Source organism: Halopseudomonas aestusnigri (assembly GCF_002197985.1).
Classification (GTDB): Bacteria; Pseudomonadota; Gammaproteobacteria; order Pseudomonadales; family Pseudomonadaceae; genus Halopseudomonas; species Halopseudomonas aestusnigri.
The window spans coordinates 137031-151101 of sequence record NZ_NBYK01000006.1; the positions used below are offsets into that span (position 1 = coordinate 137031).

Sequence of the window (14071 nt, forward strand, 5' to 3'; positions counted from 1 at the left end):
ATATGTGTTCGACCCCGCAGAGGCAACCAAACCGGTCCCGTACTACACGCCGCTAAGGCGCATGCTGCCTGATCTGCGCGGCACTGCCGGCGCGTTTGGTTATGCGCCGGAGCCAGGCACTACATGTTGTGGTTTGAATCGATTCAGCGACGCGCTGCAGTCATCTTTTGTAATAATTGACGACCGCCGCAACGCCAGCAATGACGCTGGCTTTGCGCTCAAAAGAGCTTAGCGGATGTGTTCGAGAATGCCATCGAGCTCGTCAAGCGAGCTGTAGCTGATCACCAGACGTCCCTTGCCACGGGCACCATGCTGCAGCTTCACATCTGCCCCCAAGCGCTCGCCGAGGTCCTGCTGCAGACGCTCGATATCCGGGTTGGTGCGCTGTTGTGTCGCATCCCGGCGCGGGCTGAGCCACTGGCGAACCAGCGCTTCGGTCTGACGAACGGTCAACCCCTTGGCCACCACCTGACGGGCAGCCACCGTTTGCTGCTCGGCCGGCAGACCAAGCAAGGCACGGGCATGGCCCATTTCCAGGTCGCCGCGCTCAAGCATCAGCTTGACGTCTTCGGGCAGGCTCATCAGGCGCAACAGGTTGGTAATACTCACCCGCGATTTGCCAACCGCGTCAGCGACCTGCTGCTGGGTCAGTTCGAATTCCTGCTGCAGGCGCTGCAGGGCGATGGCTTCCTCGATCGGGTTGAGGTCTTCGCGCTGGATGTTCTCGATCAGCGCCATGGCGATGGCGGCTTCATCCGGTACTTCGCGGATCACCGCCGGGATGCTGTCCAGGCCGGCCAGTTGACTCGCGCGCCAGCGACGTTCGCCGGCGATGATCTCGTACCGCCCCTCGCCGATAGGCCGAACGACAATCGGCTGCATCACGCCCTGGGCGCGAATGGATCCGGCAAGCTCTTCGAGTGCCTGCGGGTCCATGTCACGGCGTGGCTGATACTTGCCACGCTGCACCAGGTCGACCGGCAGCTCCTTGAGAATCTGATCCTGGCTTTCGCCGTCCGCTGTCGGCGCAACACTGGCACCCAGCAATGCGTCCAGTCCCCGTCCCAAGCCGCGTTTCTTGCCCGCCATGCCTGATGTCCTTGTAGTCAATCGTTCAAATCGGTAACGGCAGCCGCCTTGGCTGCCTGCTTGCTGCGGCGTACCACCTCGCCGGCCAGTGCCAGATAGGCGACGGCGCCACGGGACTGCTTGTCGTAGGCCAGTGCCGGCATGCCGAAACTGGGCGCTTCGGCCAGTCGCACGTTACGCGGAATCACAGTCTGATACAGCTTGTCGCCAAAATGCGCACTGAGCTGGGCCGACACATCCAGCGTCAGGCTGTTGCGCGGATCGTACATGGTCCGCAACAGGCCCTCGATCTGCAGGTTCGGGTTAAGCACCGAGCTGATCCGGCTGATGGTATTGACCAGCGCCGACAATCCTTCCAGCGCGTAGTATTCGCACTGCATCGGAATGACCACGCCATCGGCGGCAACCAGTCCGTTGACGGTCAGCATGTTCAGCGATGGCGGGCAGTCGATCAGGATGAAGTCGTAGTGATCGCGGGCGTTGACCAGCGCATAACGCAGCCGGCTTTCCTTCATCTTGGTGTTGATCAGCTCGACTTCGGCAGCAGTCAGGTCGCCGTTGGCCGGCAGCAGGTCATAGCCACCGTGCTCCGAACGACAAACCGCATCGGCAAACTCGCATTGACCGGTCAGCAATTCGTAGACCGAGTTATCCAGATTGGCCTTGTCGACACCGCTGCCCATGGTCGCATTGCCCTGAGGATCAAGATCGATCAGCAGCACCTTGCGTTTGGTCGCAGCCAGCGAGGCGGCGAGATTGATCGTGGTGGTGGTCTTTCCCACACCGCCCTTCTGGTTGGCAATTGCCAGCACCTTGCCCACGTTCAGCCCCCTTGATATCAGCCCTGATCCATCCGTCGCAGTATCAACAGATGGCGGCTGCCAACGCAACCGGGAACCTGTAATTGTGCACTGCTCTCAAGCTTAAAGTCGACCGGCAACGCAGCCAGCTCTTCGTCGGGGTAAACGCCCTTCATCGCCAGCCAGCGGGTTTGTTCAGTACCCAGGTGACGGGTCAGCTGGGTAAAGTCGGCCAGCGAGGCAAACGCGCGCGAGGTAATACCATCAAACGGCTGGCCTGGCTCGAACGCCTCGACCCGGCTGTTGACCACCTGCAGGTTGCCTAGCCCCAGCTCGTTTTTTACCTGAGTGAGAAACCGGGTCTTCTTGCCATTGCTGTCGAGCAGGGTGAACTCACGCTCGGGAAACATGATGGCCAGCATCACCCCGGGCATACCGCCACCACTGCCAACATCCAGCCAGCGCTGACCCTCGATGAACGGCACGATGCTCAGGCTGTCGAGCAAATGGCGGCTGACCATTTCGTTCGGATCACGCACGGCGGTCAGGTTGTACGCCTTGTTCCACTTGTTCAGCAGGGCCATGTAGCCCAGCAGGCTTTGCTGTTGCTGCTCGCTCAGGGCGACACCCAACTGCCTGGCGCCCTGCGCCAGTTCTACTGCATGTTGACTCATTGCGCTTACGCCTCCCGGGCCAGCGAGCTATCGCCGAGGGCGTTGCGTTTTTTCAGATGGATCAGCAGCAGACTGACCGCGGCCGGCGTTACGCCGGGGATACGTGAGGCCTGCCCCAGGGTCTGCGGGCGCACATCGGCCAGCTTGGCGCGAATTTCATTCGACAGCCCGTTCAGGCTGGCGTAATCCAGGTCTTGCGGCAGGCGAGTCTGCTCATGCTGACGCAGGCGCTCGATTTCTTCCTGCTGACGCTCGATATACCCGGCGTACTTGGCCTGAATCTCGACCTGCTCGGCGGCATCGACCGGAATATCAGTGGCACCGGTCAGTTCGACCAGTGCGGTGTAATCCACTTCCGGGCGGCGCAGCAGATCCAGCAGGCTGTATTCGTGGGTCAGCGGCGTACCGTACTGCGCACTATAGGCCTTGCCCTGCTCGCTGTTCGGCTGCATCCAGGTGCTGCGCAGACGCTGGGTTTCCTGTTCGATGGCTTCACGCTTGGCGTTGAAGACCGCCCAGCGCTCATCATCGACCAGACCCAGCTCGCGGCCCTTTTCGGTCAGGCGCAGGTCGGCGTTATCTTCACGCAGTACCAGACGGTACTCGGCACGGGAAGTAAACATGCGGTACGGCTCGCGGGTGCCCATGGTGATCAGGTCATCGACCAGCACGCCGATGTAAGCCTCGTCACGGCGCGGGCACCAGGCGTCGCGCTCCTGTGCACGCAGTGCGGCGTTGAGACCTGCCAGCAAACCCTGAGCACCGGCTTCTTCGTAACCGGTGGTGCCGTTGATCTGACCGGCGAAGAACAGACCGTCGATGACCTTGGTTTCCAGCGAGTACTTCAGGTCCTGCGGATTGAAGTAATCGTACTCGATGGCGTAACCGGGGCGCAGGATGTGCGCGTTCTCCATACCCTTGATCGAACGGACAATCTGCAGCTGCACATCAAACGGCAACGAGGTCGAGATGCCGTTCGGATACAGCTCGTGGGTAGTCAGGCCTTCCGGCTCGATGAATACCTGGTGCTGATCCTTGTCGGCAAAGCGATGGATCTTGTCTTCGATCGACGGGCAGTAACGCGGGCCAATGCCTTCGATGACCCCGGTGTACATCGGCGAGCGATCCAGGTTCTCGCGGATGATGTCGTGGGTGCGCTCGTTGGTATGGGTAATCCAGCAGTTGACCTGCTCCGGATGCATTGCTGCATTGCCCATGAACGACATGACCGGAATCGGCGTATCACCTGGCTGTGGCGTCATCTGGCTGAAATCGACACTGCGACCGTCGATGCGCGGCGGGGTGCCGGTTTTCAGCCGATCCACCCGCAGCGGCAGTTCACGCAGGCGCTGCGCGAGTGCGATGGCGGGCGGATCGCCCGCGCGACCGCCGGAGTAGTTGTCCAGACCGATGTGAATCAGGCCACCGAGGAAGGTGCCGGTGGTCAGCACCACGTTGTCAGCCAGAAAACGCAGACCCATCTGGGTAACCACGCCACGAACCTGCTGGTTTTCGACAATAAGGTCATCGCAGGCCTGCTGGAAGATCCACAGGTTTTCCTGATTCTCCAGGGTATGACGGATGGCTGCCTTGTACAGCACTCGGTCAGCCTGGGCACGGGTGGCACGCACGGCTGGGCCTTTGCGGCTGTTCAGAACACGAAACTGGATACCGGCCTTGTCGGTAGCCAGTGCCATCGCACCACCCAGCGCATCGATCTCCTTGACCAGATGGCTCTTGCCGATCCCGCCAATCGCCGGGTTGCAGCTCATCTGACCGAGGGTTTCGACGTTATGGCTGAGCAGCAGGGTTTTCACCCCCATACGGGCAGCAGCGAGTGCAGCTTCGGTACCGGCATGGCCACCGCCTACCACTATGACGTCAAAACGGCTGGGGAAATCCACCTGTCACCTCGATTGTCAGGCCTGTGCCTGACGCGGAAAAAAGGGGCTGATTATAGGCCCAAGGGGAAAAAATTGCAGCTTTGGCTGAACACTTTTTGTACAACGGGCCGAGTGTGGAAAAACGTCCAGATAGATATAGATAAGAAAAGAAAGATTTATATAAACCTTGAATTAGTTAATGTATATACGTAGCCACTTTTCTGTGAATAACTCATATAAATCCTTATAGATCAGAATCTTGCACAACTCAAAAGGTTGTGTGAAAGCGGTCGTTGGATGGGGGTGCAAGCGGTGCGTTGCCTGTGGGTAACTGAGGTGTTTATCCACAGGGGGATTTCACCTCAGGCTGTCCCCAGGGTTATCGACCGGGTTGGGGCCGGGTTTTCCACAGACCTTATACGCCGTTTTTTCACTTTTACCGCGCTGTTCGGGTGCATGCTTATCGCTATGCTGTGCAGATTGCACATGCATTTGCGCATCGATGCTCGCTCTTCACCGGGAAATCCATGGACTGGCACAGCGGTTGCTAAATCACCGGTGATGTACGTCTGCATGCACGCAGACGTCCTTTTTCAGCAAAGCGGAGATACCAGGATGAACCAGTCAGAGCGCACCACGGACCCCGATTACCCGTTGAGTCCGGTACCGGAAACCGCCCGCAAGAGCATGTGGTCGATGAGTTTTGTGCTGCTGGGCTTTACCTTCTTCAGTGCCACCATGTGGGCAGGTGGCAGTGTTGGCGCTGCCTTTGATTTTTCTACGACTCTGTGGGTTCTGTTAATTGGCAACCTGCTGCTCGGCGCCTATGCAGCCATTCTGGGCTATATTGCCGCGCGCTCGGGGCTGAATACGGCGTTGATGAGCCGCTACGCCTTCGGTGAGATCGGCAGCAAGCTGTCCGACTTCATTCTCGGCTTTACCCAGATCGGCTGGTACGCCTGGGGTACGGCAACCATGGCGCTGTTGTTGGTGAAAATGACCGGCCTGCCCGATAGCCTGACGCTGCCGCTGATGGTGGTGTTCGGGTTCGGTTTTTGTATCAGTGCCTTCGTTGGCTACCGAGGTCTGGATCTGCTGTCACGCTTTGCCGTACCTGCGATGCTGATTCTGATCGCGGTGAGCCTCGGGATCGCCACCAAAGACGCCGGTGGCCTGTCCGGTCTGAGCGCCATCGCACCCAGTGCGGAGCTCAGTGTGGCTGCAGCCATCACCATGGTGTTCGGGACCTTTGTCAGTGGCGGTACCCAGGCCACCAACTGGACCCGTTTTGCCAAGTCCGGCAAGGCAGCCGTCATCGCGACCCTGGCGGCGTTCTTTATCGGTAACGGGCTGATGACGCTGGTGGGCGCCTTCGGCGCGCTGGTCTATCAACAGGCCGACATCGTCGACATTCTGGTGGCACAAGGGCTGGCGACGCTGGGCGTGCTGATGCTGTTCCTCAATCTCTGGACCACCCAGGACAACACCGTCTACAACTTTGCCGTGGCCGGCTGCAACCTGCTGCGCACCGAGCGTCGCCGGACCATCACCGTGATCGGCGCGGCAATTGGCACGCTGCTGGCGGTACTGGGTATGTATGAGTGGCTGATCCCGTTCCTGATTCTGCTCGGCACCTTTATCCCGCCGGTCGGTGGCGTGATCATGGCCAACTATTTTGTGACCTGGCGCGGCCGCTACGCTGATCTGGGTTCCACTGCCCTGCCCGCGTTCAATGTGATCGGTCTGATAGCCTACGCACTGGGTTCGCTGGTGGCCTATACCTCCAACTGGATTGCGCCGGTGGTTGGCGTACTGGTCGCTGCCGCGTCCTACGCCTTGTTGGCCCTGCTGGTCAGTGCGGTCAAGGAGCGCCGCGCGGCGCTGATGAGCAACCTGTGAGTCCATTGCTGCGCACCGAGGATGTCCCGTTGTTACCCGGGCTTGGGGCTATTCGTCTGCGTGCCGGTCACGCCGGTGCGCAGCGTGTTGTCCGCTGGCCGTATGTCGCGGAAAACCGTTCCTTTACGCCGTGGATCAAGGGTGGAGAGCTGGTGTTCATCACCGGCATTGGTCGCCACCACAGCGTCGATAACCTGTTTGAGCTGCTTTACGAGGGGGTGGCGGCCAAGGTTGCCGGCCTGGTGATTCTGACCGGTGATGCCTACATCGGTCGCTTGCCTGCGGCCCTTCTGAAGTTGGCAGATCAGCAGCAGTTGCCATTGCTTGAGCAGCCGTATTCGCTGCCGATGGTGACGGTGACCGAGGTCATCGGACGGGCCATTGTGCAACGTGAACAGCTGGCCTGGCGGGATGCTGAAAGCCGAGCGGGCAGTTTGCTGGAGAAGCTGCAGCTACGCATTGGCGATGCGGGCGCGCGCGCCGACTTCGTCGCCCCCTGGTTTGCCGAACATCAGACCTTGCTACAGCACCTGGCGCCGACTATCGATGCCTGGCTGCGACATGGCGGCAATATCAGCGCGGCGGCCGCTGCACTGGGCAGCCATCGCAACTCGGTGCGCAACCGCCTCGATCGTCTGTTCCGTGAGACCGGGCTGGACCCGGCCAAGCCGACAGACATCTACAACCTGATTCTGGCTCATCTGCTGATGCACGAGCCCACTATGACACCCGAATGTGGAGATACCCCATGACCCAGACCCTGTCTGCCATCGTTAATGCTCGCCTGCCTGGTGAAACCGGCCTGTATCGGGTCGAGATCAGCGCAGGGCGGTTCAGCCGGATCGAGCCCCAGAGCGCGGATGTGGTCGCTGCCGCCGATGAACTCGATGCCGGCGGCAACCTGCTGCTGCCGCCCTTTGTCGAGCCGCACATTCACCTGGATGCTGCGCTCACCGCCGGCCAGCCGCGCTGGAACCAGAGCGGTACCCTGTTCGAAGGTATCGAGTGCTGGGGCGAGCGCAAGGCGATGCTCAGCCGCGACGACGTCATCAGCCGTGCCGAGCAGACGCTGAAGCTGTTTGCCGCCCACGGCATTCAGTACGTGCGTACCCACGTTGATGTCACCGATCCGCAGCTGACCGCGCTGCGGGCGATGGTTGAAGTACGTGACCGAGTGCGGGAACTTGTTGATCTGCAGATTGTTGCCTTCCCGCAGGAGGGCATTCTGTCCTTCCCGGGCGGTAAGGAGCTAATGAGTGACGCGGTGACGGTGGGTGCCGATGTGATTGGCGGTATCCCGCATTTTGAGTTCACTCGCGATTACGGCGTGGAGTCGGTCAAGCTGCTGATGGATCTGGCCGAAGCCAATGATTGCCTGGTGGACGTGCACTGCGACGAGATTGACGATCCGCAGTCGCGCTTCCTCGAAGTGCTCGCCGCCGAGGCCCTGAGTCGCGATTACGGCAGCCGGGTTACCGCCAGCCACACCTGTGCCATGCACTCCTACGAAGACGCCTACTGCAGCCGGCTGTTCCGCCTGCTCGGCAAGTCGGGCCTGCGCTTTGTCGCGCTGCCGACCGAGAACCTGCACCTGCAGGGCCGATTTGATGGGTATCCAAAACGCCGTGGCATCACCCGGGTGCCCGAATTGCTGGATGCCGGTCTCAAGGTCTGTTTTGGTCAGGATTCGATCCGTGACCCCTGGTATCCGATGGGCAACGGTAATCTGCTGCGCACGCTGGATGTCGGCCTGCATGCCTGCCACATGCTGGGTATGGAGCGGATAGAAACCGCGCTGGAAATCGTTACCGATAACGGCGCTGCGGCGCTCAATCTTGCCGAGTACGGCATCGCGGTCGGCAACCCCGCACGCTGCATGGTGCTCAACGGCACAACGCCGTATGAGGTACTGCTGAATCAGAGCCCGGTTCTTGCATCGGTGCGCGATGGTCGCTGCCTGGTGCAGCGTGCCGCTCCGGTCCACGAGGTGGCTGGCTGGAGCTGATAACGCACGCCTCTATGCTAAGGTGACCGGCTGGTTCTGCTCTATCGAGGCGAGTTGTGTCACCTGCCAGCAACGACGGATTACCCATGCCCGCACGACTCGGCGCGATCATTGCGATTGCGCTGGGCGTGACCATGGCCGTGCTGGACGGCATGATTGCCAATGTCGCATTGCCCACCATCGCCAATGATCTGGGCACCAGTGCGGCCAACTCGATCTGGGTGGTCAACGCCTACCAGCTGGTGATAGCGGTCAGCTTGCTGCCTCTGGCTTCGCTTGGCGACCTGTGGAGCTACCGGCGTATCTATCTGATCGGGCTGGCGGTGTTTTCTGCCATGTCGATAGTCTGCGCCCTGAGTGATTCATTGTTGCAGCTGACCCTTGCGCGCATGCTGCAGGGGCTGGGCGCTGCAGCGGTGATGAGCGTCAACGGCGCCCTGACCCGACTGATTTATCCCCGCGCACGCCTGGCCCGCGGTGTGGCGCTCAATACCCTGATCGTCTCGGTGGCCGCCGCTGCCGGCCCCAGCGTGGCAGCAGTCATTTTGTCGCTCGCCAGTTGGCCCTGGCTGTTTGCGGTCAGCGCCCCCGTCGGCCTGCTGGCCCTGCTGATGGGCTGGAAGTTTCTGCCCGCCAATGAAGGTGTACCTAGCCTGCGCTTTGATCTGCCAAGCGCAGTGCTTAATGTACTTACGCTGGGTTGCTTCTTTATGGCTGTCACCGGTGTAGCCCAGGGCCACGCCGGCTGGTGGCTGCTCGGGCCATTGTTGATTGGCGGCCCGCTGGGTTGGCTGTTCGTGCGCCGACAGCTGAGCCGTAGCATGCCGTTGCTGCCGGTGGATCTGCTGCGCATTCCCATTTTTGCCCTGTCGATCGGCAGTTCGATCACCGCGTTCGCCGGGCAGATGCTGGCGATGGTCTCCATCCCCTTCTACTTCCAGCAGCAGCTTGGACTCAATGCCATGCAAACCGGTTTGCTGATGACGCCCTGGCCGCTGGCGACCATGGTTAGCGCGCCCCTGGCCGGGCGGCTGCTGGAGCGCTTTCACGCGGGCTTGCTGGGTGGTATTGGCATGCTGCTGTTCGCCGGAGGTCTTTGGGGCTTGGCAGCATTGCCGGACAAGCCGGGAACTGGCGCAATACTCGGCTGGATGGTGCTGTGCGGCGCCGGGTTCGGGCTGTTCCAGTCGCCCAACAATCACACCATCATTACCGCTGCCCCCTTGCACCGCAGTGGCGGCGCCAGTGGCATGCTGAGCACCGCCAGGCTGGTTGGCCAGACCAGCGGTGCGGCGCTGGTGGCGTTGATGTTCAACCTGTTCGTCGACAATGGCACCCATGCCGCGTTGATCGCCGCCGGTTGCTTTGCCTGCCTTGCAGCGGCTGTCAGTACCTTGCGGCTAAGCCAGCCGCGCTCGGGATAAAGGTTACTTGCCGATGCAGAAGCTGGAGAAAATCCGCCCCAGCAGATCATCGGCGGAGAACTCGCCGGTGATCTTGCCGAGCGCCTGCTGCGCCATGCGCAGGTCTTCGGCCAGCAATTCGCCGGCCCCCATCAGGGTCAGTTGATCAAAGCCGTGCTGAAGATACGTGGCGGCTTCTTCCAGCGCCTCCAGGTGACGGCGGCGGGCACTGAACAGGCTCTCGCCGGTCTGCTCAAAGCCCATGCAGGCCTTCAGGTGCTCGCGTAGCAGGTCGATACCATCACCCTGACGGGCCGACAGGTGCAAGACCACCGAGCCATCATCCGCCGTTTCGACTGCTACCGCATCGCCGGTGACGTCTACCTTGTTGTAAATCAGCGTGACCTTGGCCGGATCAGGGTGTTGTTCGAGAAACTCGGGCCACAGCAACTCCGGGTTCTTCGCTTCCGGCTGACTGGCATCGACCATCAGCAGAATCCGGTCAGCGTCGCTGATTGCTGCCATCGCTCTTTGCACGCCGATGCGCTCAACCTGATCCTCTGTGTCGCGCAGGCCGGCGGTGTCGATGATGTGCAACGGCATGCCATCGATGTGGATATGTTCGCGCAGGATATCCCGCGTGGTGCCGGCAATATCGGTGACGATGGCGCTCTCGCGCCCGGCCAGAGCATTGAGCAGACTGGACTTGCCGGCGTTGGGTCGACCGGCGATCACCACCGTCATGCCGTCGCGCAGCAGTGCGCCCTGCCCGGCCTGACGCTGGACCTGCTGCAGGTCTGCCTGCACCTGCTGCAGCTGATTGAGCACGTGACCGTCGGCGAGAAAGTCGATCTCTTCCTCGGGAAAATCGATGGCCGCTTCGACATAGATACGCAACGCAATCAGCGACTCGGTCAGGCTGTGCACGCGCTGGGAGAATGCGCCCTGCAGCGAATTCAGCGCGTTGCGCGCGGCCTGCTCGGAGCTGGCCTCAATCAGGTCGGCAATGGCCTCGGCCTGGGCCAGATCCAGTTTGTCGTTGAGGAAGGCGCGTTCGCTGAATTCACCGGGACGCGCCTGACGAGCACCAGCGGCCAGACAGGCCTTGAGCAGCAGATCCATCACCACCGGGCCGCCGTGGCCCTGCAGCTCCAGCACGTCTTCACCGGTAAAGGAATGCGGGCCGGGGAAGAACAGCGCGATACCTTCGTCCAGTGTCTGCTCACCTGACCAGAACGGGCCATAGTGGGCATAGCGCGGTTGCAGCTCGCGGCGGGCGATGCGCTGGGCAATGTCTCGGGCTCCGGGACCGGAGACCCGGATGATACCGACGCCGCCTTGGCCGGGGGCAGTCGCCAGCGCGGCAATGGTATCGGCGTGATAAGGCTTGCTCATGGCGGCTCCGGTGTTTTCAGTGGATAGCAAAACGCCCCGAAAACGGGGCGTTTGACTGGCGGTGTGCCGAACCTTAGTCCTTGCTCGCAGCGCCCTTTTCGATCTGGCGGGTAATGTACCACTGTTGTGCGATCGACAGACAGTTGTTGACTACCCAGTACAGCACCAGACCTGCCGGGAACCACAGGAAGAAGAAGGTGAAGACAATCGGCAGCATCTTCATTACCTTGGCCTGCATCGGATCCGGCGGCGTCGGGTTCAGCTGCTGTTGCAGGAACATGGTCGCGCCCATGATGATCGGCAGGATGAAGTATGGGTCTTTCAGCGACAGGTCGGTGATCCAGCCCAGCCATTCGGCCTGACGGATCTCGACGCTTTCCATCAGTACCCAGTACAGGGCGATGAAGACCGGCATCTGCACCAGAATCGGCAGACAGCCACCCAGCGGGTTGATCTTCTCCTTCTTGTACAGCTCCATCATACCCTGGGACATTTTCTGACGGTCATCGCCATACTGCTCACGCAGCGCCTGCAGCTTGGGTGCAACGCGGCGCATGTTGGCCATGGAGCGATAGCTGGTTGCAGACAGCGGGAAGAAGATCAGCTTGATCAGGCAGGTCAGCAGGATGATGCTCCAGCCCCAGTTGCCGACGAAGCCGTGGATCAGGCTCAGAACCCAGAACAGCGGCTGGGCGATCCACCAGAGGAAGCCGTAGTCGACCGTCAATTCCAGACCGGGAGAAATGGCTTTCAGGTCGTCCTGAATTTTCGGGCCGGCGTAGAAGCTGGCAGAAATGGTCTGCTGTTCACCAGCTGCAACCTGAACCGACGGGCTGGTGAAGCCGACGATGTAGTTGCCACCGCGGTCCTTCAGGGTGCGGTAGGTGTGCTTGGTTTCGGCATTCGGAACCCAGGCGCTGACAAAGTAGTGTTGCAGCCAGGCAACCCAGCCACCGGACACGCTCTCGCTCAGCTGCTTGTCGTCCAGGTCGGACAGACTCAACTTGGTGTAGGAGTTATCGGCACTCCAGTAGGCGGCACCGAGGAAGGTGGCCATACCGGTTGCGGTAGAGCTGGACGGATCACCACTGCCATCGCGCTTGATCTGACCAAACAGGCTGCCGCTCCAGGGCTGCGCGCTCTGGTTGTCGATCAGGTAGCTGACGTCGACCAGATAGCTGCCACGGGTGAAGGTGAAGCGCTTGGTGAAATCCACGCCGTCGCTGCTGGATTTCAGGTCAACAACCAGCTGCTCCTGGCCGTCTGCCAGGGTGTAGCTGTTCTGCTCGACACTGTAGCGTGCACGGCCGGTGGACTTGTCCGGGCCCTGTTGCCCTGTCAGACCACTTTGAGCAATGTAGGTACGGTTACCCGATTGTTCCAGCAGCTGGAACGGCAGATCCGGACGATCCTTGCGGGTCGGATACTGAGGCAGGGTGAGTGAAACGATGTCACCACCAACCGGGTTGATGCTCAGTTCCAGGGTGTCGGTTTTCACCTGAACCAGCTGACCGTCAGCGGAAGGAGTCGTCACCTGGGCCGGCGTCAGTGCCTCACCGTCGGCACTGATCGCCGCGGGAACGTCGCTGTTCAGCGGATCGGCAACGGCGCCAGGATCGCCGGGCAGGTCACTGCTGTCCTGGGGGGTTACTTGCGTCTGGGCTGCGGGCGCAAGATCCTGCTGGACAAAATCCTTGTTCCACTGCACCACCATCAGATAGGTGATAACCAGCAGTGCACCAATGAGGATATTTCGTTGGAGGTTCATGGTTTGTTGGCCATTCGGTTCGGTCGGTTGGCAGAAGCTGGGGGTACCGGATCATACCCACCGGGATTCCATGGGTGGCAACGTCCGAGGCGGCGCGCACTGAGCAAGCCTCCCTTGAGAAGACCATGCTGTTCGATGGCTTCCTGGGCGTAGCAGGAACAGGAGGGATAGAAACGGCAGTGACTGGCCATCAGGGGACTGATAGCGTAGCGGTAAACCTTGATCAGCCCTAACGCGATGCTACGCATTGGATGACGAGGGTCCAGGGTCACGTGAGCGGTTTTTGGCAGCAGATTTGATCAGCCTGCGCCACATGCCCTGATACAGAGCATGTAACGCAGCATTGTCCAGGTCGCCTACTCCCTTGCGGGCGAGTACGACAATGTCCAGATTGCCCAGTTCAGCGCGATGCTGTCTGAACGATTCACGAGCAATGCGTTTGACCTTGTTGCGGTCTACCGCATGCCGGACATTTTTCTTGGCAATGACCAGACCCAGTCGCGCGTGGCTCAGAGAGTTTTCTCTGGCCAGCAGCAGCAGACTGGGTCCTGAGGCCTTGCAGGTGGCTCCATCGAATACGGTTTTGAACTGGCCAGGTTTTAGTAACCTGTATTCAGGGCCGAATCCGAGATCCACCTGGAAACCGGGTCTTAGGCTGACAGGCGTGCACGGCCTTTGGCACGACGGCGAGCCAGAACAGCGCGGCCGTTCTTGGTAGCCATACGAGCACGGAAACCGTGGTTGCGCTTGCGCTTCAGTACGCTGGGTTGGAACGTTCTTTTCATCTTCAGATACCTGAGTAAGTTACATCAGAGCAAAGTGCCCCTCCGAGGGACCGGTGATTCTAGAGAAAAAGTGTGCCGTGGTCAATTTCCTTTCAACGTCCCGTGAATAGATAAAAATATAAGAAATGAGATTGTTTAAGAGATTAAAGATATAGCTATGTATAGGCGACCACATTTCTGTGGGTAACCTGAATTTTCCCATATAGCTCAATGGGTTGCCGTAAGCATAAGGCTGTTGACATCCGGTTGCCCGGACTATCTGACTCCTGTGCTCCACCTGTGGATAACCGGGCGGGATATCCACAGGTGGAGTTATCCCCATTGATCGTGCTCTGTTGCCAACAATGTTGAGGCTGCCTTGTCCACAGCT

Annotated in this window: 13 protein-coding genes; 4 read left to right on the forward strand and 9 right to left on the reverse strand. The window is 60.3% G+C overall.

Annotated elements, in window-relative coordinates; all coding sequences use genetic code 11:
• Positions 1–228 precede the first annotated feature (228 nt).
• From B7O88_RS10795 to mnmG, 4 genes are read right to left on the reverse strand one after another with little or no spacing between them, the layout of a single operon-like run.
• Positions 229–1089, reverse strand: a complete 861-nt coding sequence (locus tag B7O88_RS10795; RefSeq protein WP_088275886.1) for a ParB/RepB/Spo0J family partition protein — start codon at positions 1087–1089, stop codon at positions 229–231.
• Positions 1090–1106: 17 nt separating this feature from the next.
• Positions 1107–1910 (reverse strand): ParA family protein, encoded by an 804-nt coding sequence (locus B7O88_RS10800; RefSeq protein ID WP_088275887.1) that lies wholly within the window; start codon positions 1908–1910, stop codon positions 1107–1109.
• A 17-nt stretch (positions 1911–1927) separates the two neighbouring features.
• Positions 1928–2563, reverse strand: coding sequence for a 16S rRNA (guanine(527)-N(7))-methyltransferase RsmG (rsmG, locus tag B7O88_RS10805; RefSeq protein WP_088275888.1), 636 nt, complete (start codon positions 2561–2563; stop codon positions 1928–1930).
• A gap of 5 nt (positions 2564–2568) precedes the next feature.
• On the reverse strand, positions 2569–4467 hold the full coding sequence (gene mnmG, locus B7O88_RS10810) for a tRNA uridine-5-carboxymethylaminomethyl(34) synthesis enzyme MnmG (RefSeq protein ID WP_088275890.1): 1899 nt from the start codon (positions 4465–4467) through the stop codon (positions 2569–2571).
• A 594-nt stretch (positions 4468–5061) separates the two neighbouring features.
• Between mnmG and codB the strand changes: the two genes are divergently transcribed.
• The 4 genes from codB (at position 5062) to B7O88_RS10830 (ending at position 9774) form a co-directional block, all read left to right on the forward strand.
• Positions 5062–6345, forward strand: a complete 1284-nt coding sequence (gene codB, locus B7O88_RS10815) for a cytosine permease (protein WP_088275891.1) — start codon at positions 5062–5064, stop codon at positions 6343–6345.
• On the forward strand, positions 6342–7097 hold the full coding sequence (locus B7O88_RS10820; protein ID WP_216359007.1) for a PucR family transcriptional regulator: 756 nt from the start codon (positions 6342–6344) through the stop codon (positions 7095–7097). The genes codB and B7O88_RS10820 overlap by 4 nt, the downstream gene beginning before the upstream one ends.
• Positions 7094–8350, forward strand: a complete 1257-nt coding sequence (codA, locus tag B7O88_RS10825; RefSeq protein WP_088275892.1) for a cytosine deaminase — start codon at positions 7094–7096, stop codon at positions 8348–8350. The genes B7O88_RS10820 and codA overlap by 4 nt, the downstream gene beginning before the upstream one ends.
• Before the next feature lie 86 nt (positions 8351–8436).
• Positions 8437–9774: an MFS transporter gene (locus B7O88_RS10830; protein WP_200818446.1), complete on the forward strand. Its 1338-nt coding sequence runs from the start codon at positions 8437–8439 to the stop codon at positions 9772–9774.
• Positions 9775–9777: 3 nt separating this feature from the next.
• Here the strand turns inward: B7O88_RS10830 and mnmE are convergent, their stop codons facing one another.
• The 5 genes from mnmE to rpmH form a co-directional block, all read right to left on the reverse strand.
• Positions 9778–11148 carry a tRNA uridine-5-carboxymethylaminomethyl(34) synthesis GTPase MnmE gene (gene mnmE / locus B7O88_RS10835; RefSeq protein WP_088275894.1) on the reverse strand — a complete coding sequence of 457 codons (1371 nt, stop codon included), beginning with the start codon at positions 11146–11148 and terminating at the stop codon, positions 9778–9780.
• Between the two features lie 73 nt (positions 11149–11221).
• Positions 11222–12916, reverse strand: coding sequence for a membrane protein insertase YidC (yidC, locus tag B7O88_RS10840; protein WP_088275895.1), 1695 nt, complete (start codon positions 12914–12916; stop codon positions 11222–11224).
• A complete protein-coding gene (gene yidD / locus B7O88_RS10845) occupies positions 12913–13164 on the reverse strand; it encodes a membrane protein insertion efficiency factor YidD (protein ID WP_088275896.1) in 252 nt (83 codons plus the stop codon). The genes yidC and yidD overlap by 4 nt, the downstream gene beginning before the upstream one ends.
• Positions 13157–13552, reverse strand: coding sequence for a ribonuclease P protein component (gene rnpA, locus B7O88_RS10850; protein ID WP_088275898.1), 396 nt, complete (start codon positions 13550–13552; stop codon positions 13157–13159). Before rnpA ends, yidD begins: the two co-directional genes overlap by 8 nt.
• A 14-nt stretch (positions 13553–13566) precedes the next feature.
• The gene (gene rpmH / locus B7O88_RS10855) at positions 13567–13701 is read right to left on the reverse strand and encodes a 50S ribosomal protein L34 (protein ID WP_074496262.1); all 135 of its coding nucleotides are present in this window, start codon (positions 13699–13701) and stop codon (positions 13567–13569) included.
• Between the last annotated feature and the right edge of the window lie 370 nt (positions 13702–14071).